Origin of the sequence: Streptomyces sp. NPDC048636, from assembly GCF_040650655.1 — a bacterium.
GTDB lineage: Bacteria > Actinomycetota > Actinomycetes > Streptomycetales > Streptomycetaceae > Streptomyces.
This window is the reverse complement of the sequence record NZ_JBEZHR010000003.1, coordinates 235611-260459: the sequence shown is the minus strand read 5'-3', so window position 1 is coordinate 260459 and position 24849 is coordinate 235611. Positions and strand designations below refer to the sequence as shown.

Below are 24849 nucleotides of genomic sequence, written 5' to 3'. Positions count from 1 at the left end.
CGTAGCCTCCGGCGGGATCCAGCGAAACGAGTGAGGAAGACTGATCAACGCGAGATGCCGACCGGTTTCCGACCGGGCGGTGGCTCTCCCGGTACGGGAGGCGGCAGACGCGCGATTGTAGTCAGGGCCGATCGCGGTCGCGAACGGTTTTCCACCGACCGTCCACTCGGCTTCCTCGGCCGGTCCCCCCCCAGATGGCGGGGTCCGCCTCAGGGGCGGGACCCTCCCCCCGTAGGGGGTGGCATGGGCCTGGGGTCGTACTCCGGTACCGCGCCGATTAGCCCGGCAGGTCGATGCCGGGGCGGGACCCGCGCAGCATGCTGGGACCATGACCACCGCAGCCATCAGCACCACCGCGAGCACCGTCCAGGACGCCGCCGCCCCGGCCGCCGTCGCCCACCCCCGTCATCTGGTGGGCCAGGCCCTCCGCGCGGTACGGGTCTTCGCGGGTACGGCGTTCAGCGTCGCCGTGCTCGGCTCGTACGGGGAGGACGCGCGCGGCGTGACGATGCGCAGACGCTGAGCACCGCCCCAAGGGATCCGTGCCCGAAGGGTCGAGGGATAGGGCCGAGGGATCCGTCCCGTCACACGTCCTCGTCCGCCAGCAGCTCCTTCGCGTCCACGATCCGGTACGCGTACCCCTGCTCGGCCAGGAACCGCTGCCGGTGCGCGGCGAAGTCCTGGTCGATGGTGTCCCGTGCGACGACCGAGTAGAACACCGCACGATGGCCGTCGGCCTTCGGCCGCAGCACCCGCCCCAGCCGCTGGGCCTCCTCCTGCCGGGAGCCGAAGGTGCCGGACACCTGGATGGCGACCGTGGCCTCGGGAAGGTCGATGGAGAAGTTGGCGACCTTCGAGACGACCAGCACCGAAAGCTCACCCTGCCGGAAGGCGTCGAAGAGCTTCTCGCGCTGGGCGTTGGAGGTCTCGCCCTTGATGACCGGCGCGTCCAGGTGCTCGCCCAACTCGTCGAGCTGGTCGATGTACTGACCGATCACCAGCGTCTGCTGCCCCTGGTGGCGGGCCACCAGCGCCTCGGTGATCCGGCGCTTGGAGCCGGTCGTGGCGCAGTACCGGTACTTCTCCTCGGTCTCGGCCGTGGCGTACGCCAGCCGCTCGGTCTCCGTCAGGTTGACGCGGACCTCGACGCAGTCGGCGGGCGCGATATAGCCCTGCGCCTCGATCTCCTTCCAGGGCGCGTCGAAGCGCTTGGGCCCGATGAGCGAGAAGACATCGGACTCGCGGCCGTCCTCGCGGACGAGGGTGGCGGTCAGCCCGAGCCGCCGCCGGGCCTGGAGATCGGCGGTGAACTTGAAGACCGGGGCGGGCAGCAGATGCACCTCGTCATAGACGATCAGGCCCCAGTCCCGGGAGTCGAACAGCTCCAGGTGCTGGTAGACGCCCTTCCGCTTGGTGGTCAGCACCTGGTACGTGGCGATGGTGACCGGGCGGATCTCCTTCCGCGTACCGCTGTACTCACCGATCTCGTCCTCGGTGAGCGAGGTGCGGCGCACCAGCTCGTGCTTCCACTGCCGGGCCGAGACGGTGTTGGTGACGAGGATCAGCGTGGTCGACTTGGCGGTGGCCATGGCACCCGCCCCGACCAGTGTCTTTCCGGCGCCACAGGGGAGGACGACCACACCGGAGCCGCCGTGCCAGAACCCCTCGACGGCCTGCTTCTGGTACGGCCGCAGCGCCCAGCCGTCCTCGTGCAGCTCGATGGCGTGGGCCTCGCCGTCGACGTAACCGGCCAGGTCCTCGGCGGGCCAGCCCAGCTTGAGCAGCGTCTGCTTGATCTGGCCGCGCTCGGAGGGATGGACCACCACCGTGTCCGGGTCGATCCGCGCGCCGACCAGCGGCTGGACCCGCTTGGACCGCAGGATCTCCTCCAGCACCGGGCGGTCGGTGGTCTCCAGGACCAGACCGTGGGTGGGGTGCTTCAGCAGCCGCAGCCGCCCGTAGCGGGCCATCGTCTCGGCCACGTCGACGAGGAGCGCGTGCGGTACGGGGTAGCGGGAGTACTCGACGAGGGCGTCGACGACCTGCTCGGCGTCGTGCCCGGCGGCCCGGGCGTTCCACAGTCCGAGCGGGGTGACCCGGTAGGTGTGGATGTGCTCGGGCGCACGCTCCAGCTCGGCGAAGGGCGCGATGGCGCGGCGGCAGGCGTCCGCCTGCTCGTGGTCCACCTCGAGCAGGAGGGTCTTGTCGCTCTGGACGATGAGGGGTCCATTCACGCGCCTGGATCCTTCCGGTGTCACGGGGGCTCGGCCGGGTGGCCAAAGAACCAGTGTCCCCCATCGGGCGGATACGGCGGGGAGATGTGACGAAGGGGTCGCACAGAGCCACAGGGATACTCCCCACGGCTAGGGGCAAGCGGGGACAGAGACAGCGGTGGGAGGTTGGTCCCTGTGGTCACGATCGCCGGGTGGGAGATCCGGAAGAGCGGCGCGGTGAAGACGACCGGCGCGAAGAAGACCCCGAAGAGCGTCCCGAAGAACGCTCCGAAGAACGCCCCGAAGAAGACGACGGGCACGGCGAAGAAGACGGCCGCCGAGAAGACGGCTGCCGAGCAAACGGTCGCCAAGAAGACGGCCGCCAAGAAGACGGCCGCCAAGAAGGCGACGACGAAGAAGCCACCGGCCAAGAGGACGGCGGTGACGAGGAACACGGACGCGCCGTCCGCGAAGCCCGAGCCGACGCCCGGGCCGAGGCCCAAGTCCAGGCTGATTCCGCAGCGGCGGCCACCGCTCCAGCGCGACTCGTTGCGGTCGCAGGCCGCCCGGGTGCTCGTGCTGCTCCTCGCCTTCGTCTGCATGGTCGGGTTCGCGGTGGCGCTCGCGAGGGCGACGCTGGTGCCGTCGCCGGGTTCGTCCGACCTCGTCCACACCAATATGCGTCCGGGTGCCTCGCTGCGCGCGTACCTCGATCAACCCGCCTTCCAGGACACGGTCAAGCAGGTCGGCGGCAATGTGCTGCTCGGCGCGCCCTTCGGGGTGCTGCTGCCGATGCTGATGCCCAGGGCGCGGGGCGCGGTACGGGTGGTGCTGGTGACCGGGCTGGTGATGGTGATGGTCGAGACGGCTCAGGGGCTGATCGTCGAGGGGCGTGCCTTCGACGTCGACGACGTGATCCTCAATACGAGCGGTGCCCTGCTGGGCTATGTCCTGATCGGACGGCTGCTCGGCCGTGCCCTGCACCCCCGGCGGCAGCACTGGTGGCACCGCTGGACCAAGCCCTCGTCGTCGTCCGCCGTCTGACCGGGCGGACTGGTCCGCTGGCTGTTCCCGCTATCCGGCCTCGTCGGCCAGTTCGGCGACGCCGGTGATGCGGTGCAGCGGATAGGTGCGGACCTCGTCGGCGGTGTGGTCGTACGCGGTGACGAAACCGCCCTCGACCCGGACCGGGGCGATCACGCGCTGGCTGGCCGCCCCGTCCGCGTTGACGTAGCCGATCCAGACGGCGGAGCCGGTCAGGGCCGCGGCCTGCATGGTGGCGAGGGTGTCGGCGGAGGTGGTGCGCGGCAGTCGGCCGGACGGGCCGGTGGCGGCCGCCGCGCCGCCGGTGTCCGCGCCCGCCGCGGCCGGTACCGGCTTGTGGGGCGTGGTGGCGGCGAGGTCCCCGGCGCGGATGGCGCGTACGGCGGCGCCGAGGAGGGTGTCGTCGGGGCGCGGCGGACCGTCCGGCACCGGAGTGGGCGCGGTACGGGGCAGGGTGCGCCGGGCCTCGGCGCGGGTGATCAGCACATCGCCCTCGGCGGATTCGGCCGCCGGGGCGTAGCCCATGGCGCGCAACCCGTCGAGCAGCGCGTCCGGCGGGGTCTGGGAGGCCAGCACGGTGGGGGCGAGACGGCGCAGCCGCAGCGCGGCGGAGCGGCGGTCGGCGAGGATCTCGGCGAGCAGCGCGTCGTCGTCGCAGCGCAGATACGCGGAGGCGGCGCCGATCCGCAGATGGCCGTGTTTACGGGCCACGTCGTCGATCAGGTATGCCAGCGGCTGCGGCACCGGGGTGCGGGAGTGCGCGGTGAGGAAGGTGTGCAGATCGTCGGCGGACCGTCCGGCGTCGAGCGCACGGCGTACGGAGGCGGGGGTGAAGCGGTAGACCGTGGCGCCGCCCTTGGACTCGACCTCGGCCAGCACGCCCAGCGTCTCGGCGAGCGGGCGCTGCAAGGGGCCGGGTGCGACGGCGGTCAGATCGGCCTGGAGGAGGACGTGGTCCAGCGGCTCGGGCAGCAGCGGGGCGAGCAGCCGGGCGGCGTTCGCCGTCGCGATGGACGCCTCGGCGGGGGTGGTCGGCCGCCCGGCCGTGGCCTCCGGCCCGCTCGAGGGCGCCGGGCCGTCCGGGGGCAGACCGAGGAGGACGCGGCCGTGGGAGGAGAGGGCGGCGCGGCCGGTGATGCCGAGGAGTTCGGCCTCGGCGAGGGCCCAGCGGGCAAGCCGCGACCGCAGATCCTCACCGGAGCCGGGCACCGATCCGGAACCGGCGGCGGAAGCGGAAACGGAACCGGCGGCGGAAGCGGAGACGGCGGCTGAAACGGCACCGGTGGGTGACGCCGGTGCCGGGACCGCCGGTCCGGCTCCCCGGTGCGGCGGCCGCTCCCAGCGCAGCCGCGTCAGCAGCCCATCGGCCCCGGCCGAAACCCCTGCCGGGAGCGTCGCGAGCAGTGTGAGCAGACGGCGGCGCACCTCCGGAGCCGGGGAACGGTCCAGCTCCGGGCCGAGCGCGGCGAGCGTACGGCCCTTGGCGTCACGGGCGCCGACCAGACCCGCCGTACGCGTCGCGGCGAGCCAGGCGGAGACGAGCCCGGCCCACCGCTCCTCGGGGGCCAGCCGCAGCCAGTCGTCGTAGCCGGGGGTGGGGGCGTAGCGCTCGTCGGTCTCGCCGTCGGAGGCCAGCAGCCCGGCCGCGTAGGCCAGCTCGATCCAGAAGGCGGCGATCCGCTCGGTCACATCGAGCGCGGCGGCCGTCCGCTTGAGGTCGCGCACGCTCAGCCCGCCCGCGCGCAGCACCTGCGGCGGGGCGCTCTCCCACTGCCCCATCAGCTCCTCGACGGTGGCCAGCGCGGTGAACGCCTGCCCCGCGGCGGTGCTGTCCACAGCCTGTGGACGGTGTTCGGCGGCGGGCGTCAGCGGCGGGGGCAGCGGTTCGGGGGCGCGGTGCGCCCGGCCGGCCCGCAGACGGAGGGCCACCTCGCGGGGCAGCACCACATTGCGTGGTCCGGACGGCAGCAGCAGTCCGCGCTCCAGCAGCCAGGCGACGGGCGGGGTCGGCGAGGCCACGGACACCTCGCCGTACGCCGGTCCCCAGACCAGCTTGGCCAGTACGGCATGGGCCCCCTCGGGCGCCCCGGCCAGCAGCAGGGCCATCCGCGCCCGGTCGCCGAACAGCTCGGCCAGGGCGGCCACGGCCGTCACCGGGTCGTGGGTGGGCGGCAGTCCGGCCGCGGCCAGCAGCTCCTGGAGACGGCCGGGCGACATCCCGGACGCGGCCTCGTGGACGGTGGGGCCGAGACCGGTCGGGGACGGGGTGCCGGGGGAGGGGGACAGCAGCTCACGGGCGGTGCGGACCAGCCGCAGCCGGTCGTCTCCGCCCCAGACCAGGGCCTGGTCGCGCAGGGTGGCCACGGCGCGCGGCAGTGCGTCGGCGATGTGCGCGCGCGACTCGGCGGGCAGGGGTGCCTCGGCCGACGGGCCCGGCTCGCCCCCCGGCTCCTCCGCCGTGCCCGTCATCAGATCGCGCAGCGTCTCGTACGGACACGGGTCCGGCGCCACCGCCAGCGCCTCGGCGGTCTGGAGCGCGAACCGGTCCAGACGCTCCACCGCCCGTACGACCGAGGCGCGGGTCCCGGCCCGGGTGGCGAGCTGGGTGAGGTCGTTCGGGACGGGGGACAGCAGATCGGGCCGGGCGCGCAGCAGGACGGTGAGGGCGCCGTCGGGGCGGGTGCGCAGCTCCTCGGCGAGGGTGCGCGGCGCGCCGCGCACCCCGTCCGCCGGGCCGGTCTCTGCCGCCACGGGCGCCTCCCGATTCCGCGAGCTGGTCATTCGATCCACAGTACCCGGGGGCGGCGGACGCCGGTGATGCGGCGGGAAACCGCTCCCACACGGTACGGTCGAAGCCGTCTTGGTACGCCGACCGTGCGCATTCTCAGGGGTCTTGGTGGGGATCGAGAGCGAAAAGCTCGTCTACGACTATCTGAGCCGCGTCGGGGACCTGGCCCAGCAGCAGGGGTTGCCGTCGGGCGACCGGATGCGGCTGGTCTCCGGGCTCCGCGCCGATATCGACCACCGGCGGGCCACCGGCGGTACGGACAGCGCGGCCGGAGTGAAGCGGATCCTCGCCAAGCTGGGCTCGCCCGCCGAGGTGGTCGCCGCCGCGGGTGGCCGGGCGCCCGACCCCGGGACGGCCGCCGGGACATCGACCGGAGCGCCGGGCGGCGCCTCCTCCGGAACATCCGCACCGGATGTCTCCGGCCCGGGCGTGTCGGGCGCCGGCGCCACCGAGCCGCCGCGCGGAGCGGCGGGCGCGGCCCGGGCGGCCCGCGACAAACTGGCCGGACTCGCCGAGCGCACCGGGCTGTCCGGCGGCAAGGTGCCCACACCGCGCAAGGGGAACGGCGCCGGGCCGGACGGCGGGACGGGCGACGGCACCTCCCTGATCAAGCACACCCCGGTCACCCCCGACGGGCCCGCCGTCCCGCGCCCGCGCTCGGCCGCCGCGTCACCGCCGCACCTCGCGGGCGAGGACGAGCTCGGCCCGCGCGAGTCCAACCCCGACTGGTGGCATGTGGAGCCGGGCCCGTTCGGCCAGCCCGACCAGCATGACGCGCAGTACGGCGCCGTGGAGGGGTTCGTCGGCGGCATCGAGATCCCCGAACTGCTCGGTGGCACCTCGGCCGAACAGGAGCGACGGGAACGGCGGGAGCGGTTCGAGAAGGACGCCGCCGAACGGGAGGCGGCGGAGGAGGAAGCGGAAGCCGAAGCGGAGGAGGGAGCGGCGCCGCGCCGCGGGATGCTGCGCCGCGCCCTGTTCGGACCGGGCAAGGCCGCGGAGGAGGAGGGGGCCGGGGCGGCGGGCGGCTGGCTGGCGGGGCTCGGCCCGCTGCTGCTGCTCTCGATCGCACTGCTCATCGCGGGCGCCGTGCTGGGCAACGTCCTGCTGCTGGGCTTCGGCTGGGTGCTGGCGTACACCACCGGCAGGCACTCCCGGGCCGAGGCGAAGTGGGCCGTGCTGGTCATGCCGGGGCTGGTCGCGACCGGGGGGATGGTCTGGCTGTGGGGGCGCAGCAACGGCAAGTGGGGCGAGCCGATCCCGAAGGACGGGTTGAAGGACGCGCTCGCGGACACCTGGCCGGTGGTCGTCCGGACCGCGGCCGTCGCCACGGTGCTCTTCCTGGTGTGGCGGGCGCGCCGCCGGGGCTGAGCGCGTCCCCGCCGTACGACGTCAACGCACCGCGGTACGGCGTCAACGCACCGCGTCACGGTACGGCGTCAACCTGGCGGAAACGGCCTGCCGTGCGAACGGCACAATAAAAGGCATGGCTTCGCATACGGTGACGGTCGGCTTCGACCTCGATATGACGCTCATCGACTCCCGGCCCGGTATCAAGGCGGCGTACGAGGAGCTGTCCGCCCGCACCGGCACCTTCGTCGACGCCGAGCTGGCCATCACCCGGCTGGGGCCGCCGCTCGAGCAGGAGATCGCACATTGGTTCCCCGATGAGCGGATAGCGGAGATCTGCGATCTCTACCGCGAGCTCTACCCGGCGTACGCGGTCGCGCCCACGCCCGCCATGCCCGGTGCCCGTGAGGCGATCGAGGCGGTGCGGCGGGCCGGGGGCCGCAGCGTCGTGGTCACCGCCAAACACGAGCCCAACGCCAAGCTGCACCTGAGCCATCTGGGCATCGCGCCGGACGCGGTCGTCGGCTGGCTGTGGGCCGAGGCCAAGGCGGAGGCGCTGCGCGAGTACGGGGCGACGGTCTACGTCGGCGACCACATCGGCGACGTACGGGGCGCGCGCCTCGCGGACGCGCTGTCGGTGGCGGTGCCCACCGGGCCGTGCGATGCGGCGGAGCTGCGCGAGGCCGGGGCCGATGTGGTGCTCACGGACCTGACGGCGTTCCCGGCGTGGCTGGAGGGCCACCTCGACGGGCGGGCGGCCGGGGGCTGACCCCGGCGTACGCCCCCGCCGTCACGCCTCGCGGCCGTCCATTGTCCGGGTGGCCTCCCGCCGCTGCGCCGTGATCGACCGCAGCACTCCGGCCGCGGCGAGCGCGAAGCCGACGCCCATCAGCATGGAGATCAGATACGCGGCCGTCGGCAGCGGGTCCGCGCCCAGGAGCATGGGTGCGACGGTGGCGAGGGTGGCGATCGCGCCGACGGCGAAGACGATCACGCCGATGCGTACCAGCCGGTCGCCGGGGCCGTCTCCGGGGCGGCCGGACGGGGTTCCACGGTGCGGGGTTTCATTGCTCACCGCACCAGGGTAGATCGGTGCCTGAGCGCCCATACCAACCACCCGGAACCACCCGGGTACGTCTTGTCACCAGGCTCGGGACCATTAGCCTTGGTGGTGGCGGGTCTTGCGACCCGCTCTAGTGCTATCCAGAGCTGTTTTTCCGTGTTTTCCGACGAGCGACGAGGACGAGGACAGACGTGCCTACCGGCAAGGTCAAGTGGTTCAACAGTGAGAAGGGCTTTGGCTTTCTCTCCCGCGATGACGGCGGTGACGTCTTCGTGCACTCGTCAGTGCTTCCGGACGGCGTGGACGCCCTGAAGCCGGGGCAGCGTGTGGAATTCGGCGTGGTGGCGGGAAACCGCGGTGATCAGGCACTTTCGGTGACGATCCTCGACCCGACCCCGTCGGTGGCGGCGGCCCAGCGGCGCAAGCCGGATGAGTTGGCGTCCATCGTGCAGGACCTGACCACTCTGCTGGAGAACGTGACGCAGCAGTTGGAGCGCGGCCGCTACCCCGAGAAGGCGCACGGCCACAAGATCGCGGGCATGCTGCGCGCGGTGGCCGATCAGCTCGACGTCTGACGGGCCGCCCGAAGCCGTAGCGAATCGGACACGCTCAGCGACGAGATCCAGACAAAGAGTTGCCGGGCAGAGAGTTACTGCCAGCCGTCAGTTGTCAGACGTCAGTCTTCAGACGAATTTCAGCGCGTCGGGGCCGAGGGGCGGTACCAGCCCCTCGGCCGCCGCACGGGTCAGCAGCCCCCGCACCGCGGCATAGCCGTCCTCGCCCAGCTCGGCGGTGAACTCGTTCACATACAGCCCGATGTGCTGGTCGGCGACGGCCGGGTCCATCTCCTGGGCGTGCTCCAGCACGTACGGTCGGGACGCCTCCGGGTCGTCCCAGGCCATCCGCACCGAGGTGCGGGCGGCGTCCGCGAGCGCGGCCAACCGCTCCGCGCCCAGCGAGCGCTTGGCGATGATCGCGCCGAGCGGAATCGGCAGCCCGGTGGTCAACTCCCAGTGCTCGCCCATGTCGGCGAGGCGGTGCAGACCGTAATTCTGATAGGTGAACCGGGCTTCGTGGATGACAAGTCCGGCGTCCACCTTGCCGTCCCGCACCGCGGGCATGATCTCGTGGAACGGCAGCACCTGGATCTGCCCCACACCGTCCGGCACTTCGGCCGCGGCCCACAGCCGGAACAGCAGATACGCCGTCGAGCGCTCGCTCGGCACCGCGACCGTCCTGCCCGCCAGGTCGGCCGTCCGGCCCGGCTCCCGGGTCAGCACCAGCGGACCGCAGCCACGGCCCAGCGCCCCGCCGCACGGCAGCAGCGCGTACTGCTCCAGCACCCACGGCAGGACGGCGTACGACACCTTCAGTACGTCGAACTCCCCGCGCTCGGCCATCCCGTTGGTGATGTCGATATCGGCGAAGGTGACGTCCAGCGGCGGGGCCCCGGGAACGCGGCCGTGTGCCCAGGCGTCGAAGACGAAGGTGTCGTTCGGGCACGGGGAGTACGCGATCTTCAGGGGCTCAGTCACTGCCCGGTTCCTTCCCGGTCGAGGTCCGGGCCGGGGCCCGGGTCCAGGTTCTGAGGACGGGTACGAGGTGTCCGGAGGCGTCCGCCAGGGCCTCCAGCGCCTCGCCGATCCGCCAGGCGGCCCGGTCGCGTGGGCCGACGGCGTTGGAGACCGCCCGTACTTCCAGCACGGGAACGGACTGCGCGGCGGCCGCCTCGGCCACCCCGAATCCCTCCATCGCCTCGGCGGCGGCCCGCGGATGACGCCGCAGCAGCTCCGCGGCGCGTGCGGCGCCGCCGGTCACGGTCGACACGGTGAGCACGGTGCCGCGGACCGCGTGCGTGGCCTCGGCGGCGGCGGTGACGAGGTCGGCGGGCGGCAGATGCTCGACGGTTCCGAAGCCGAGATCGGTGACGGGGGCGAAGCCGTCGGGGGTCTCGGCGCCGAGGTCGGCGGCGACGATCGCCTCCGCGACCACGACCGAGCCGAGGGGTGCGCGGGGGGCGCCCTCGGTACCGGCGGGGTTGGTGCCAGCGGGGTTGACGCCGGTGAAGCCGCCGCCGATGCCGGCCGATACGGCCAGGTCGTAACGGGCACCCGCGAGCGCGGCGGCGGTCAGGGCGGTGGCGGTGCCCGCCGCGGCGGCCGCCGGGCCGACCCCGGCGGCCAGTACGTCGACGGTGAGGTCCGGTGCGCCGGACCACTCCAGACGGTGCAGCACGCCGCCGGGCAGGGCGACTTCGGCGGGCACGGGTGCCCCCGGCGCGGTGTCCTCGGCGCGTACGGCGGGCTCCGCGGGCCCGCCCGGTGCGTCGGCCCCGGACATGGACCGGCCGAGACCCCGCACCACGGCATCCCGTTCCGCGGCGACGGCCGTGACGATCAGCGCACGCATCGGCGCCGCTCGTCCGTCAGGAGTCCCGCTCGAGCTTGAAGCGCCAGATGCCCTTGACGCTCTGGCTGTCCTTGTCCAGTTCGGCGACGGTCAGGGTGACCTTGTCCAGCGGAATGGACTGCCCGTTCTGCGGGTTCGTCTGCGACAGCAGGGTCTCGCTGTCGAAGCTGCGGTAGGTCTCCGTGCTCGGCTGCTTCATGACCGGGCTGTCGGCGATCAGGCCCCAGCTGGACTCGGCGACCTTCGGGTCGACACCGACGCGCACCTTCTCGCCGGTGGTCACCTTGATCGTCTTCTCCGGCGCGGCGCCCAGGCACTCCTTGAACTTCTCCTTGCTGAGCTGCTTGCCCTCGCTGTAGCAGCCGTCGACGGCCTCCGCCGTCACGGTGGTCGAGCCGACCGTCACCGTCGCGAGCGGAGTCGGTTTGTCGCAGGCGGACAGGGCGATGAGCCCGAGGGACACGGCACAGGCGGCGGTGGCGGCGCGGCGGCCCTTGCCCCTGGAAAACAGCGCAGCGGTCATGCGGGCAGGCTATCGGTCCGTTCCGATCATGCCGCGCGCGGGTTCGTCCCGCTGTGTTGTGCCACCGTCTCCGGCCGCCGTTGTGCCTTCCGTCGCGCCCGCCGTTTCCGCCTCCGCGAGAGCCCGTGAAGGGCTGCGAGAGCCCCGTACGCGCGCCGTACGCGCCCGTACGAGCGCGCCGCCCGGCAGGGCCCGTCAGGCCACCCGGGGGCGCGGTGCGCCGCGCCGGCCGGCGGTCAGCAGCCCCCGTACGCTCGCGGCGACGCCCAGGGCCACCAACCCCGCGGCGACCGCCATCCCCAGCACCCCGTTGAGCGGCAGGGCGATACCGATGGCTCCGCCGACCACCCAGGCGATCTGGAGCGTGGTCTCCGAGCGGGAGAACGCGGAGGTGCGGACCTCCTCCGGTACGTCGCGCTGGATGAGCGCGTCCAGCGAGAGCTTGCCCAGCGCCTGGGAGATGCCCGCGGCGGCGGCGACGGCGGCGACCGTCACCGCGCCGTACAGCGCGGCCGATACGACGATCACCCCGAGGGCCGAGGTCAGCACCACCGCGATGATCCGCTCCGGACCGCGGGCCCGCAGCCAGGCGCCGATCGCCGTGCCCAGGGCGTTGCCGCCGCCCGCGGCGACGGCGACCAGCCCCAGGGACAGTTCGGGGCTGAGCCCGCCCACCGGCTGATCGCGCAGCAGGAAGGCGAGGAAGAGGGTGAGGAAGCCGGAGAGCGCCTTCAGCGCGGCGCACGCCTGGAGGGCGTGCAGGACGGACGGGCCGACGGTGCGCAGGCCGGGCCGTCGCTCCCGGCCGCCGAGCCGATCGGCGGAGCGTCGGGTGAAGAGCCCGCGGAACGCGTCGCCGAACCGTCCACTGAACCCTCCGCCGGGCCCGCCGCCCGGCTTCCCGCCGGACCGGCCGCCGGACCGGGCGCCCGACCGCGTGCCCGAGGCCGCCGTCGGCCGTGGCCGGGGGCGGGGCCGGTGCACCGCCGTGGGCAGATGCAGCTGGTGCTCGCCGGAGGTGAGCCGCGCCCGCGCCTCGCCCAGGGACGAGTCCACCTTGTGCGGCAGCGTGAAGGAAAGGAACGCGCCCGCCATGAAGATCACGAAGGCCCCGTAGAGCGGCCAGCTCGGCCCGAGCTGGTGCAGCCCGGCCCCCAGCGGCGCCGCGACGCCCGTCGCGAGCAGTCCGGCGAGCGTCACCCGGGAGTTGGCCTTGACCAGCGAGAACCGTGGGGGCAGCAGCCGTGGCACGATCGCGGACCGCACCACGCCGTACGCCTTGGACGCCACCAGCACGCCCAGCGCCGCCGGATACAGCTCCAGACCGCCACCCACCACCGCGCCCGCCATCGTCAGCGCCAGCAGCGCCCGGGTGAGCATCGCGCCCGCCATCGCCGCCCGGCGGCCGTGCGGAACGCGGTCCAGCAGTGGACCGATGACGGGGGCCAGCAGGGCGAACGGGGCCAGGGTGATGGCCAGATACAGCGCCACCCGGCCGCGCGCCTCATCGGTCGGGACCGAGAAGAAGATCGTGGAGGCGAGTGCGACGGTGATCATCATGTCGCCCGCCGAATTCACCGCGTGCAGCTCGATCAACTTGCCGAGCCCGGACTCCCCGGCGCCGTGCGCATGGGTGGCCCGGCGGATGCCGCGGCCGGTCGCGGTGAAGGGCAGATGCAGTGCGCGAGCGACCCAACGGCCCGACCGTTGGATCGGACCGTCACCGTGGAACCGCATGCCTGCCACCTGACCATGGTGCAGCCAACACGGCCGGTACGTGAGACCTTCGGCGGCTTTCCGGATCGGTTCGGTTGGGTCCCATGACGTCCCCACTCCCCGGTAACCCGCCTCTGTCCTGCGCAAACGCGGTTCGGATGGGGCGGATGACGGAGGATCGGGGAGGGACGGGGGTGGGGGCGGCCCGGCCGGACAAGGTAGCGTGCGTAGCGCGCCACCGACGGTCGTTCCTGGCCATGTACCGAGTTGCCATCCCGCAGAATGGAACGTACAAGGTGCGCCCGCGGCCGGATCGGGCGCGGACGTCGACGCGGTCCCCTGGTCCGCTCCGTCCGCAGTCCCGCCGTCCGGCCGTCGGCTGGCGCACTCGTCAGACGGCTGCGACGGCGTGGAAGAGAGAATCGATCCTGTGAGTGCTGCGATGCGAAGCCGTACCCCTGACCGCCTGTGCGCCGAGGCGGTCGAACTCGCCCGCGAGGCGGCCGAGGAAGCGGCCGCGCCCGGGACGGTCGGTGAGCATGTGGACGCGGTCGCGGAGGGAGACCGCGTCGTCACCCACCTCTTCGAATGCCGCGAGCCCGGCTACCGCGGCTGGCGCTGGGCGGTCACCGTCACCCGCGCCTCGCGGGCGAAGGTCGTCACCCTGGACGAGACGGTGCTGGTGCCCGGCCCGGACGCGCTGCTGGCGCCCGAATGGGTGCCGTGGAGCGAGCGGCTGCGCCCCGGTGACATGGGGCCGGGGGATCTGCTCCCCACCGAGGCCGAGGACCTGAGGCTGGAGCCGGGGTTCACGGGCGAGGACGCCCCGCCGCCCAACTCCGTGGTCTCCGAGGAGATGCAGCAGCTCGCCGCGATGGAGGAGGCCGATGTGGCGCCCGGGGCGCCCGCCGCCCAGGGGCTGCCGCCCGCGACCGGCTCCATCGCGGCCCTCGCCGAGGAACTGGGCATGCGCCGCGCCCGGGTGCTCTCCCGCTACGGGCTGCACGGTGCCGCCGACCGCTGGGACGACGCGTTCGGCGCCAAGACCCCCATGGCGCAGGCGGCGCCCGGCACCTGCGCGACCTGCGGCTTCCTGATGCCGGTCGCGGGCTCGCTGCGGCAGGCGTTCGGTGTCTGCGCCAATGAGTTCAGCCCGGCGGACGGCCGTGTGGTCTCCCTGTCGTACGGCTGCGGTGCCCATTCGGAGGCGGCCGTGATGCCGAAGCCGCCGCGTCCGGCCGAGCCCGTGCTCGACGAGACGGTCGTCGAACCCCTCGCCCTCCACCCCGACCGCACGGGCGGCTCGGTCGAGCCGGACGCCCCGGCGGAGGAACTGGGCCACTCCTAGCCCTCCGCCCTCCGCGGGCGGCGATCCCGGCCCGCGCCCCGCCGTTCCGCCGACGCGGCCCCGGGCCGGGGTGACGCGCCCGGGCGTCGGGCCGGGCCGAGACGCCCGGGGTGCTGTGGTGGCGCCTTTCGGCGCGGGCTGGTGCGCATCGTCGGCGTCCTGTCGGCCGCTGCCTCGCGCCCGCACCGCCGGGCCCGGGGCCCGTTCCTGGGCGGTCGCTCGGCCACGTCCAGGGCGGCGCCGTCGCGCGGCGGCACTCCGGGGCGATGCCCTCGGCGGGCGGCGGCAGTCGCAGTCGGCGGGACGTGGCCGTCGCGGCGGCGCGGTTCGTCCGCGAGGTCGGGCGCGGTCTCGGCGGTGCGCAGGGTCAGCTCCCGCGGCTTCGCCGCCTGCCGTCGCGGGCCCGCCGGGCCGGTCGGTTGGCGGCGACGGTGGCCGGGGTGGCGGAGCGGCGGACGTCACGGCGGTCCGTTCGCGGGGTGAGCGACCGGCTCTCGTCGGTTCGTCGGCGGTGGCGGGTCGGTGGGGGACCGGATCGCGGGAGGGGTCCGCTAGGGTCCCTCTTCACCAGGGGCGTTCGGAGAGGGACGCCCTCGTAGGGGCGGCGCGCGGGGGGTCCGGCGAGGGCGGTGCAGAATCGCGTCTCGTGGGGAACCCGGCAGTGGGCACCCGTACCGCAGGACCAGAACTCCGGAGGCGAGACGTGAGCAGCACGGCGATGGTGCGAGGCGCGACCGAGGACGCGGACCCGTTCGGGACCGCGCGGCTGCGGCGCGGCGTGCTGGACGCCTGGGCCGCCTCGCCCGCCCGCTTCCGGGAGGACGCCAACGCCGAGGAGGACCTCGCGCTCGGCGGCCACCGCGACCGGCTGGTCGTCGAGCTGGCCCAGAACGCGGCGGACGCGGCCGCCCGCGCCGGGGTCCCCGGGCGGTTGCGGCTCACCCTGCACCCGGCCACCGACGGTGAACCGGCCGTACTGGCCGCCGCCAACACCGGCGCCCCGCTGGACGCCGCCGGGGCCGAGTCGCTGTCCACGCTGCGCGCCTCCGCCAAGCGGGATGAGCCGGAGAGCGCCGTGGGCCGGTTCGGCGTCGGGTTCGCGGCGGTGCTCGCGGTGAGCGACGAGCCCGCGGTGGTCGGCCGGAGCGGCGGGATCCGCTGGTCGCTGGCCGAGTCGCGGGAGCTGGCCCTGCGCACCGCCGAGGCCGCGCCCGGCCTGGCGGACGAGCTGCGCCGCCGGGACGGCCACGTCCCGCTGCTGCGGCTGCCGCTGCCCGCCGAGGGCATCGCGCCGGAGGGCTACGACACCGTCGTGGTGCTGCCGCTGCGCGACGGCGCCGCCCTGGACGTGGCCGAGCGGCTGCTCGCCGGGGTCGACGACGCGCTGCTGCTGACCCTGCCCGGCCTCGCGGAGGTCGTGGTCGAGACACCCGAGGGCGTACGGACGCTGCGGCGCCGCGCCGAGGGTCCGTACACGGTCGTCGAGGACAGCGGGGCGCGCGGTACGACGCGCTGGCGCACCGAGAGCGCGGGCGGGCGGCTGGAAGCGGCGCTGCTCGCCGACCGTCCGGTGGAGGAGCGGCTGCGTCCGGTGTGGTCGGTGACCTGGGCGGTGCCGGTGGACGCCGAGGGCGCGCCGGTGCGGCCCGGTACGGCCCCGGTCGTCCACGCGCCGACGCCCACGGACGAGCCGCAGGGGCTGCCCGCGCTGCTGATCGCCTCCTTCCCGCTGGAGCCCACCCGCCGTCACACCGCGCCCGGTCCGCTCACGGACTTCCTGCTGGACCGCGCGGCCGAGGCGTACGCGGTGCTGCTGCGCGACTGGCATCCGGTGGGGGTCGGCACCATCGGCCTGGTCCCGGGCCAGCTGGGCAAGGGCGAGCTGGACGGTGAGCTGCGCCAGCGGGTGCTGGAGCGGCTGCCGAGGGTGCCGTTCCTGCCCAGTGCGGCGGCACCGGTGGCGGGCGAGGGCGGCCGTGAGCCGGTGGCGGGCTGGCTGGGCTCGCCGGACGCGCTCGGCCCGGACGCGGCGGAGGGCGGACCCGCGGTGGGGGCCGCCACCGGGGGGCCGGAACGGGCCGTTCCCGACCTCGGCGGCTGGGACGACGACGTGCTCGCGCCCGGTGCGCTGGCGGGCGAGCCGTACGCGCTGCGCCCCCGCGACGCCGAGATCGTGGAGGGCGCGGGCGCGGAGACCGTGGAGGTGCTGGCCGAGCTGTTCCCGACACTGCTGCCCGCCGGGCTCGAGCGGCGGTCGGAGCTGCGGGCGCTCGGGGTGGCGCGGGTGCCGCTGGGCGAGGTGATCGACCGGCTGGCGGGGGTGGAGCGCGACCCGGCGTGGTGGCGGCGGCTGTACGACGCGCTGGCCGGAACCGACCCGGACCGGCTCAGCGGGCTGCCGGTGCCGCTGGCCGACGGCCGGACGACGATCGGGCCCCGGCAGGTGCTGCTCCCGCTGCCGGGAGAGACCGAAGTCGGCGCGGCCGAAGGCGTCGAGACGGGGGGCGCCGAGACCGGGGGCGGTGCGAGCGAGACCCATCGCACACTGGCCCGGCTGGGCCTGAAGGTCGCCCATCCGGAAGCCGCGCATCCGCTGCTGGAGAAGCTGGGCGCGACCCCGGCCACCCCGCGCGCGGTGCTGACCACCCCCCAGGTGCGGGCCGCCGTGGCGCATTCGCTGGAGGCGGAGGACGACTACGACCCGTTCGCGGAGGACGGTGACGGGCTGGGCGCGGCGCTGGACGCCGACACCCTGGCCGACACCGTCCTCGGCCTGGTCCAGCAGGCCCGGCTGGCCCCCGGCGACGAACCGTGGCTGGCCGCGCTGGCGCTGCCGGACGAGGACGGCGAGCTGGCGCCCGCCGGTGAACTGGTCCTGCCCGGAAGCGCCTTCGAGCGGGTGATGCGGGAGGGCGAGCTCGCCGCGTGCGACGCGGAGCTGGCCGAGCGCTGGGGCGAACAGCCGCTGGCGGCCGTCGGGGTGCTGGCGGGCTTCACCCTGGTCCGGGCCACCGATGTGGTGCTGGACCCCGATGAGCTGGAGCCGCGCGAGGGCGACTTCACCGAACCGGACGACGTGGGTGTGCTGGACGCGGTCGACGTGTGGTGCGAGGACGCGCTCGACCGGCTGCCGGAGACCCCGGTACCGCCGGTGGCCACCGAGATCGTGGCCGTACGGGACCTGGATCTGGTGGACGACGACGCGTGGCCGCGCGCGCTGGCGATGCTCGCCCAGCCGCCGCTGCGTGACGCGCTGACCGCGCCGGTGCGGGTGCTGCTGCCGGACGGCACCACGGAGACGGTGCGTTCGTACACCGCGTGGTGGCTGCGCGGCCATCCGGTGCTGGACGGCCGCCGCCCCGCCGGACTCCGCGCGGCGGGCGGCGATCCGCTGCTGGCCGGGCTCTACGAGGCGGTGGACGCGGCCGGGTTCGAGGACGAGCAGGTGCTGCGGGCACTCGGGGTGCGGACCTCGGTGGCGGCGCTGCTGGACGAGCCGGGCGGCGCGGCCGAGCTGCTGGCCCGGCTGGCCGACCCCGAGCGCGAGGTGACCCCGGCCCAGCTCCGCGCCCTCTACGGACAGCTGGCCGACCTGGACCCCGAGCAGGTGACGCTGCCGGACGAGCTGCGGGCCGTGGTGGACGGACGGCCCCGGGTGGTGGACGCGGGCGCGGCCCTGGTCGCGGACGCGCCGGACCTGATGCCGCTGGCCGAGGCGGACGACCGGGCGCTGCTGCCGGTGGGCCCCGCGCGGGCGGCGGAGCTGGCGGAGCTGCTCCAGGTGCGGCGGCTGACCGAGGCGTATCCGGCACCGGTGGTCTCCCAGGGCGATCCGCACGAGGTCCCGGAGGCGGTCCGTGAACTCCTCCCGGACGCCCCGCTGTCCTACGTGGAGCACGAGGAACTGCTCGTCGGGAGTGAGGGCGAGGGCGAGGGCGACGGCGGGGTCGAGCTCGACTGGCGTTACGTGGACGGCACGTTGCACGCCTCGACGGTCGAGGGCGTCGCGGCCGGACTGGCCTGGGCCGCGGGCCACTGGTCCCGCCGCTTCGAGGTCGCGGCCCTGCTCGAGGATCTGACCCGCACCGAAGAACTGGCCCGCGCCCGCTGGTTCGACTAGTCCGCCCGAGGGACCGTGCGGCGGGCGGGGCTCAGGGTTTGCGGGCCACGCCCGCGTAGATCCAGAGGTCCAGGGCCTCCGCCTCGGCCCTGGCCCGCTCGCTCTCCGGCTTCCAGCGGTGCGGCATCACCACACCCGGTTCGACCAGTTCGAGGCCGTCGAAGAACGGCACGATCTCCTCATGGGTGCGGCCCTGCACATGGATGCCGCTGCTGCGGTAGAGGTTGGTGACCGCGGCCGAGACCCCGGGGCGGGCGTCGAGCGCGCCGTGTGACAGTACGAGGTAGCTGCCCGGAGCCAGCGGTTCGACCAGTCGCCGCACGATGTCGTACGGCTGCTGTTCATCGGCGATGAAGTGCAGCACCGCGTTGAGCGACAGGGCGACCGGCCGGGTCAGGTCGAGCGTGGAGTGCAGCTCCGCCGAGGTGAGGATCGCCTCGGGCGCGGTGAGGTCGGCGTGCAGATACGCGGTGCGGCCCTCGGGCGTGGAGAGCAGCAGGGCTTGGGCGTAGGCCAGCACGATGGGGTCGTTGTCCGCGTAGACGACCCGGGACTCCGCCGCCACGCCCTGGGCCACCTGGTGGAGATTGGGCTCGGTCGGGATGCCGGTGCCGATGTCCAGGAACTGCCGGATACCGGCTTCGGCGGCGAGCCAGCGGGTGGCGCGGTGCATGAAGGACCGGTTGGCGCGGGTCCACGGCTTGACGTCCGGCCAGACGGCCTGGACCTGCTCGGCGGCCTGGGTGTCGACCGCGTAGTGGGTCTTGCCGCCCAGGAAGTAGTCGTACATGCGCGCCGAATGCGGCTTGCTGGTGTCGATCTCGTCTGCGCGAAAGCGGTGCCCCGTCATATCCCCCACATTACTGGCGAGTTGAGGGCCGCCGTGGGCGGGTTGCGAAGAGGGGGCCACATCGTGGAAGTTCCCCAACATTGTGAACGGCCCGTGAAGATCGTACAGTTGTGCCCGTTCCGGCTCCGACCGCGGCATTCGCGGGCGGAGCCCTCGGTATTTTGTGGGGGAATCAATGCGTAAGCGCATGGCCTTCGTCGTGCTCGCGACCGCCGCCGCGGGGATCGGTGCCCTGGTCGCGCCCGCCGCGCAGGCGGACGGCTCCGGTGATACGGCGCTCGGCGAGGTGACGGTGAGCGGCGGGGACCTCGTGGTGGGGACCACGAAGGCCAAGACCTTCCAGGTCGCCGTCACCGCCTCGGACGACTCCGGGATCAAGAGCGCGGAGATCTACCTGGACGGCCCGTCCTACGGCTATCTGAGCCCGACCGGACCGGTGAAGTGCGTCGCCTCGGCCACCGACGCCCACACCTCCACCTGTACGGCGTCCTTCACCGTGGACCCGCGGGTCGACTTCATCGACAACGCCCCCGCGGGCACCTGGTACGCCAATGTGTGGGTCGACGCCAACGACGACGACTACGTCACCACGGAGAAGGCCGCGTCCTTCACCGTGCGGCGCGCCTCGAAGCTGACCGTCAACGCCGCGCCCGAGCCGGTGCGCAAGGGCCGGACGATCACCGTCACCGGCGCGCTCACCCGCGCCAACTGGGAGACGGCCGCCTACGCGGGCTACACCGTCCAGCCCGTGACGCTGGAGTTCCGCAAGAAGAGCGGCACCGGCTACACCGCGGTGAAGACGGTGAAGTCGGGCGGCGGCGGTGCGCTCAAGACGACCGTCACCGCCGCCGAGGACGGCTACTTCCGCTGGAACTTCGCGGGCAACGGCACCACTCCGCCGGTCAAGTCCACCGCCGACTTCGTGGACGTCCAGTAGTCGGGCCGCGCTGCTTCAGGACGCCGGATCGCCGCCGCCCGCGGCGATCCGGCGCCATACCCACTCCAGCACCGCCGAGGCCACGGCGGCGATGCCCACCGCCGCCCACGGCATCGCCGTCCCCACCAGGCGCAGTGCGAAGAAGTGCTGGAGCCACGGGGTGGCCAGCACGATCAGGAAGCCCAGTGCCATCGCCAGCACCAGCCCGATCCGCCACCAGGTGTACGGCCGGGCCACGATGGCCAGCACCCACAGCGCGATGAGGAACAGCGTCAGGGTGGCCGCGCTGGTCTCGGCCTGGAGCGCGCCCCGGCCCGTGTAGTGGTGACGGGCCAGCAGATACGCGGTGAAGGTGGCGGCCCCCGCGATCACCCCGGCGGGGATCGCGTACCGCATCACCCTGCGCACGAAGCGCGGCCGGGCACGCTCCTTGTTGGGCGCCAGCGCCAGGAAGAACGCGGGGATGCCGATGGTGAGCGTGGACAGCAGCGTCAGATGGCGGGGCAGGAACGGGTACTCCACCCGGACGCACACCACCAGCACCGCGAGCAGCACCGAGTAGACGGTCTTGACCAGGAAGAGCCGGGCCACCCGCTCGATGTTGCCGATCACCCGGCGGCCCTCCGCGACCACCGACGGCAGAGTGGCGAAGCTGTTGTCGAGCAGCACGATCTGGGCGACCGCGCGGGTCGCCTCGCTGCCCGAGCCCATCGAGACGCCGATATCCGCGTCCTTCAGCGCCAGTACGTCGTTGACGCCGTCGCCGGTCATGGCCACGTTGTGGCCGCGAGTCTGGAGCGCGCCCACCATGTCCCGCTTCTGGCGCGGGCTGACCCGTCCGAAGACCGTGCCGTCCTCCAGGGCCGTGGCCATCCCGGTCCGCTCGGCGGGCAGCCGCCGTGCGTCGAGGGCCTGCGCGGCGCCGGGCAGGCCCAGCTTGGCCGCGACCGCGCCGACCGAGACGGCGTTGTCACCGGAGATCACCTTCGCGGCGACTTTCTGGTCGGCGAAGTAGCGCAGGGTGTCGGCGGCGTCCGGCCGCAGCCGCTGCTCCAGGACGACAAGGGCGACCGCGGTCACCGCCCGGGGGCCGTCCAACGGGCCGTCCGAGCGGCCGTCCGGGTGGCCTTCCGAGGTGTCGGTGGCGTTCTCCGCGGGAGCTTCGGTACGGGCCAGCAGCAGCACCCGCAGCCCGCCCGCGTTCAACTCGTCCACCTGGCCCAGGGCCGGATCGCCCTCGGCCAGCAGCACCTCGGGCGCCCCGAGCAGCCAGGTGGCGCGGTCGCCGCCGGGGGCGTCGAGGGTGGCGCCGCTGTACTTGCGGGCCGAGGAGAACGGCAGCACGTCCCGGGAGCGCCAGCCGTCGCCCTCGGCCCCGTCGCCTCCGTCCGGGCGCGGATAGGCGTCGATGATCGCCTGGAGGCTGGCGTTGGGGCGGGGGTCGGTGGCGCCGAGGGCGCCCAGCACCTGCCCCACGTACGCCTCGTACCCCTCGTGTCCGCCGTCGTGCCCGTTGAGCAGCCGCAGCTCGCGGACGTCCATGCCGCCTTCGGTGAGGGTGCCGGTCTTGTCCAGGCAGACCACGTCCACCCGGGCCAGCCCCTCGATCGCGGGCAGCTCCTGCACCAGGCACTGCCGACGGCCCAGCCGGATCACCCCGATCGCGAAGGCGACGGAGGTGAGCAGCACCAGCCCCTCCGGGACCATGGGCACGATCCCGGCGACCATCCGCCGCACCGCTTCCCGCCAGTCGTTCCCCTTCACCACGAACTGGCTGATCACCAGGCCGATCGCGGCCGGGATCATCATCCAGGTCACATACTTCAGGATCTGGCTGATACCGCTGCGCAATTCGGAGGCGACGAGGGTGAAGCGGGACGCCTCCTCGGCGAGCTGGGCGGCGTACGCCTCGCGGCCGACCCGGGCGGCGGTGTAGGCGCCGCCGCCCGCGACCACGAAGCTGCCGGACATCACGGTGTCGCCGGGCCGTTTGAGCACCGAGTCGGCCTCGCCGGTGAGCAGTGACTCGTCGATCTCCAGCCCCTCGGCCTCGGTGACGTCACCGTCCACGACGCACTTGTCGCCGGGGCCCAGTTCGATGAGGTCACCGAGGACGATCCGGCCGGTGGGGATCTCGGTGGCGGTGCCGTCCCGGCGGACGGTGGGCCGGGCCTCGCCGATGACGGCGAGCGAGTCGAGGGTCTTCTTGGCCCGTAGCTCCTGGACGATCCCGATGAGGGTGTTGGCCACGATCACAAAGCCGAAGAGTCCGTCCTGGATCGGACCGACCACCAGGATGATCAGGAACAGTACGCCGATGATCGCGTTGAAGCGGGTGAAGACATTGGCGCGGACGATCTCGGTGACCGAGCGCGAGGAGCGCACCGGGACGTCGTTGACCTCACCGCGTGCGACGCGCTCAGCGACCTCGGCGGCGGTCAGTCCCGGGGCAGCCCGGTCCGGCATGCCTTCGACGGTACGTGCGCGGCGGGCCGCTCACCTGTCCTGGAGCGCGCGACGGCCCGCTTGTCAGCCGTTCCCGGAGCCGCTCGTCAGACCGTCCCCGGAGCGGCGGATCGCGGCCTCACGGGCCCGGACGTACCAGATGCCGATCAGCCCGAGGCCGGCACCGGCCAGGCAGGTCCACAGCCACCACAGATGGCCGTGGTCGGCGTACCAGCCGTAGAAGGGGAGCTGGACGAGGAAGAGGACGAACCACACGAGCGTGCCGCCGGTGATGGTCGCCACGACGTTGCCCTCCAGGGGCGGCGGCGCCTCGTGCTTGGGGGTCCACTTCGTCATGAGCACAGCTTACGGGCCGGGCGCGGCGCCGGTCCGGGGGTGGCCACCGGGCCGGTCCGGCACCGGGACCGCGGTATCCGGGCAGCTCAGGGCAGACGTTTGGCGTTCGGCCATTTATATATTCATACTGAACCGTTCCGGGTCTGAGTCGGCATCTCTTGTTCGATCATCCAAAGGACCCACTGTTGATGTTCACGCACCACTGAGGTCCTTATGTCTCCCTCGGCCCCCGCGCCGGCCGACGCCAAGCGGCAGACCCCGGCTCCGCCCACCAAGGGCATCGACACGTTCTTCAAGATCAGCGAACGCGGCTCGTCGCTCTCCCGGGAGCTCCGCGGCGGTCTGGCCACGTTCTTCGCGATGGCGTACATCGTCGTGCTGAACCCGATCATCCTCCAGGCCGGTGAGGACAAGTTCCATCAGCACCTCGACCATGGCCAACTGGTCACCGCCACCGCGCTGATGGCGGGGCTGACCACGCTGCTCATGGGGGTCATCGGCAATGTCCCCATCGCGCTCGCCGCGGGCCTCGGTATCAACGCGGTGGTCTCGCTCCAGCTCGCCCCCAAGATGAGCTGGCCGGACGCGATGGGCATGGTGGTCCTGGCGGGCCTGGTGCTGATGATCCTGGTGGCCTCCGGGCTGCGACAGCGGGTGATGGACGCGATCCCCGGTGGACTGCGGCGGGCCATCGCGATCGGTATCGGGCTGTTCATCGCCCTGATCGGCCTGGTCGACGCGGGTTTTGTGACCCGCAACCCGGACGCGGCCCACACCACCGTGCCGATGGGGCTCGGGATCGAGGGCAAGCTCCAGGGCTGGCCGGTGCTGATCTTCGTGGTGGGGCTGGCGCTCACCTTCGTGCTGGTCGTCCGCAAGACGCGCGGGGCGATCCTGATCGGCATCGTGACGATGACCGTGGCCGCGGTCGCGGCCAACGCGCTGGTCGACATCCCCGACGCGGCATGGGGGCTGACCGTCCCCAACGTCCCGGAGAAGGTGGTGGGCACCCCGGACTTCGGGCTGATCGGTGATGTCAGCCTGTTCGGCGGCTTCCATGAGGTCGGGATCCTCACCGGCTGTCTCTTCGTCTTCACCGTGCTGCTGTCCGGCTTCTTCGACGCGATGGGCACGATCATCGGCGTCGGCGAGGAGGCCGAGCTCACCGATGAGCGCGGTCAGCTGCCGGGCATGGGCCGGATCCTGATGGTGGACGGTATCGCGGTCGCGGGCGGCGGCTTCGGCTCGGCGTCGGCCAACACCTGTTTCGTGGAGTCCACGGCGGGGGTCGGGGAGGGTGCGCGGACCGGGCTCGCCAATATCGTGACCGGCGGGCTCTTCCTGCTCGCGCTGGTCTTCACCCCGCTGGCCCAGGTGGTGCCGTCGCAGGCGGCGACGCCCGCGCTGGTGGTCGTCGGCTTCCTGATCATGGCGGCGAACGTCAAGGAGATCGACTGGAGCGACTTCACCATCGCGATCCCGGCATTCCTGACCATGATCTCGATGCCGTTCACCTACAGCATCACCAATGGGATCGGCATCGGTGTGCTGGCCTTCCTGCTGCTGCGGTTCGCCACCCGCCGCACCCGGGAGATCCCGTGGCTGCTGGGCGTGGTGGGGCTGTGCTTCCTCGTCTACTTCCTGCTCCACCCGATCGAGCAGGCGCTCGGGGTGACCTGATCCACC

The 24849-nt window shown here is 73.4% G+C and carries 19 protein-coding genes; 9 read left to right on the top strand and 10 right to left on the bottom strand.

Features of this window, described 5'->3' with window-relative positions; all coding sequences use genetic code 11:
- Nucleotides 1-328 precede the first annotated feature (328 nt).
- The gene (locus AB0C66_RS11705) at nt 329-523 is read left to right on the top strand and encodes a hypothetical protein (RefSeq protein WP_362436055.1); all 195 of its coding nucleotides are present in this window, start codon (nt 329-331) and stop codon (nt 521-523) included.
- Between the two features lie 61 nt (nt 524-584).
- Here the strand turns inward: AB0C66_RS11705 and AB0C66_RS11700 are convergent, their stop codons facing one another.
- The gene (locus AB0C66_RS11700) at nt 585-2234 is read right to left on the bottom strand and encodes a DNA repair helicase XPB (protein WP_362436053.1); all 1650 of its coding nucleotides are present in this window, start codon (nt 2232-2234) and stop codon (nt 585-587) included.
- A gap of 489 nt (nt 2235-2723) precedes the next feature.
- Between AB0C66_RS11700 and AB0C66_RS11695 the strand changes: the two genes are divergently transcribed.
- Entirely contained in the window at nt 2724-3257 is a 534-nt protein-coding gene (locus AB0C66_RS11695; RefSeq protein WP_362436658.1) for a VanZ family protein, read from the top strand.
- 30 nt (nt 3258-3287) lie between these two features.
- Here AB0C66_RS11695 and AB0C66_RS11690 read toward each other — a convergent pair whose 3' ends face one another.
- Nucleotides 3288-6038, bottom strand: a complete 2751-nt coding sequence (locus AB0C66_RS11690) for a helicase C-terminal domain-containing protein (protein WP_362436051.1) — start codon at nt 6036-6038, stop codon at nt 3288-3290.
- Nucleotides 6039-6153: 115 nt separating this feature from the next.
- On the opposite strand from AB0C66_RS11690, the gene AB0C66_RS11685 reads away from it, so the two are divergent.
- Nucleotides 6154-7416, top strand: coding sequence for a hypothetical protein (locus tag AB0C66_RS11685; protein WP_362436049.1), 1263 nt, complete (start codon nt 6154-6156; stop codon nt 7414-7416).
- Nucleotides 7417-7531: 115 nt separating this feature from the next.
- Nucleotides 7532-8164 carry an HAD family hydrolase gene (locus tag AB0C66_RS11680; protein WP_362436047.1) on the top strand — a complete coding sequence of 211 codons (633 nt, stop codon included), beginning with the start codon at nt 7532-7534 and terminating at the stop codon, nt 8162-8164.
- 21 nt (nt 8165-8185) lie between these two features.
- Here the strand turns inward: AB0C66_RS11680 and AB0C66_RS11675 are convergent, their stop codons facing one another.
- Nucleotides 8186-8503, bottom strand: a complete 318-nt coding sequence (locus AB0C66_RS11675; RefSeq protein WP_362436045.1) for a hypothetical protein — start codon at nt 8501-8503, stop codon at nt 8186-8188.
- A gap of 146 nt (nt 8504-8649) precedes the next feature.
- On the opposite strand from AB0C66_RS11675, the gene AB0C66_RS11670 reads away from it, so the two are divergent.
- Complete coding sequence (locus tag AB0C66_RS11670) at nt 8650-9033, top strand: cold-shock protein (RefSeq protein WP_362436043.1); 384 nt, start codon at nt 8650-8652, stop codon at nt 9031-9033.
- 108 nt (nt 9034-9141) lie between these two features.
- Here AB0C66_RS11670 and AB0C66_RS11665 read toward each other — a convergent pair whose 3' ends face one another.
- The 4 genes from AB0C66_RS11665 to AB0C66_RS11650 all read right to left on the bottom strand — a co-directional run bounded on the left by AB0C66_RS11665 (nt 9142) and on the right by AB0C66_RS11650 (nt 13127).
- On the bottom strand, nt 9142-9993 hold the full coding sequence (locus AB0C66_RS11665) for a 1,4-dihydroxy-6-naphthoate synthase (RefSeq protein ID WP_362436041.1): 852 nt from the start codon (nt 9991-9993) through the stop codon (nt 9142-9144).
- Nucleotides 9986-10867 (bottom strand): futalosine hydrolase, encoded by an 882-nt coding sequence (locus tag AB0C66_RS11660; protein WP_362436039.1) that lies wholly within the window; start codon nt 10865-10867, stop codon nt 9986-9988. Before AB0C66_RS11660 ends, AB0C66_RS11665 begins: the two co-directional genes overlap by 8 nt.
- Nucleotides 10868-10883: 16 nt before the next feature.
- Nucleotides 10884-11390, bottom strand: coding sequence for a hypothetical protein (locus tag AB0C66_RS11655; protein WP_362436037.1), 507 nt, complete (start codon nt 11388-11390; stop codon nt 10884-10886).
- Between the two features lie 195 nt (nt 11391-11585).
- Nucleotides 11586-13127: an MFS transporter gene (locus tag AB0C66_RS11650; protein WP_362436656.1), complete on the bottom strand. Its 1542-nt coding sequence runs from the start codon at nt 13125-13127 to the stop codon at nt 11586-11588.
- 421 nt (nt 13128-13548) lie between these two features.
- Between AB0C66_RS11650 and AB0C66_RS11645 the strand changes: the two genes are divergently transcribed.
- Together AB0C66_RS11645 and AB0C66_RS11640 are read left to right on the top strand one after the other, a co-directional pair.
- Nucleotides 13549-14454, top strand: coding sequence for a DUF3027 domain-containing protein (locus tag AB0C66_RS11645; protein WP_362436654.1), 906 nt, complete (start codon nt 13549-13551; stop codon nt 14452-14454).
- Nucleotides 14455-15172: 718 nt separating this feature from the next.
- Nucleotides 15173-18574, top strand: a complete 3402-nt coding sequence (locus AB0C66_RS11640; protein WP_362436653.1) for a molecular chaperone Hsp90 — start codon at nt 15173-15175, stop codon at nt 18572-18574.
- Nucleotides 18575-18605: 31 nt separating this feature from the next.
- Here AB0C66_RS11640 and AB0C66_RS11635 read toward each other — a convergent pair whose 3' ends face one another.
- Nucleotides 18606-19424 (bottom strand): SAM-dependent methyltransferase, encoded by an 819-nt coding sequence (locus AB0C66_RS11635; RefSeq protein WP_362436035.1) that lies wholly within the window; start codon nt 19422-19424, stop codon nt 18606-18608.
- A 175-nt stretch (nt 19425-19599) separates the two neighbouring features.
- Between AB0C66_RS11635 and AB0C66_RS11630 the strand changes: the two genes are divergently transcribed.
- A complete protein-coding gene (locus AB0C66_RS11630) occupies nt 19600-20361 on the top strand; it encodes a calcium-binding protein (protein ID WP_362436033.1) in 762 nt (253 codons plus the stop codon).
- Nucleotides 20362-20376: 15 nt separating this feature from the next.
- On the opposite strand, the gene AB0C66_RS11625 is transcribed toward AB0C66_RS11630, so the two are convergent.
- Both AB0C66_RS11625 and AB0C66_RS11620 read right to left on the bottom strand, forming a co-directional pair.
- Nucleotides 20377-22827 carry a cation-translocating P-type ATPase gene (locus tag AB0C66_RS11625; RefSeq protein WP_362436031.1) on the bottom strand — a complete coding sequence of 817 codons (2451 nt, stop codon included), beginning with the start codon at nt 22825-22827 and terminating at the stop codon, nt 20377-20379.
- A gap of 63 nt (nt 22828-22890) precedes the next feature.
- A complete protein-coding gene (locus tag AB0C66_RS11620; RefSeq protein ID WP_362436029.1) occupies nt 22891-23163 on the bottom strand; it encodes a DUF2530 domain-containing protein in 273 nt (90 codons plus the stop codon).
- A 213-nt stretch (nt 23164-23376) separates the two neighbouring features.
- On the opposite strand from AB0C66_RS11620, the gene AB0C66_RS11615 reads away from it, so the two are divergent.
- Nucleotides 23377-24843, top strand: coding sequence for an NCS2 family permease (locus AB0C66_RS11615; protein WP_362436027.1), 1467 nt, complete (start codon nt 23377-23379; stop codon nt 24841-24843).
- Nucleotides 24844-24849: the final 6 nt, after the last annotated feature.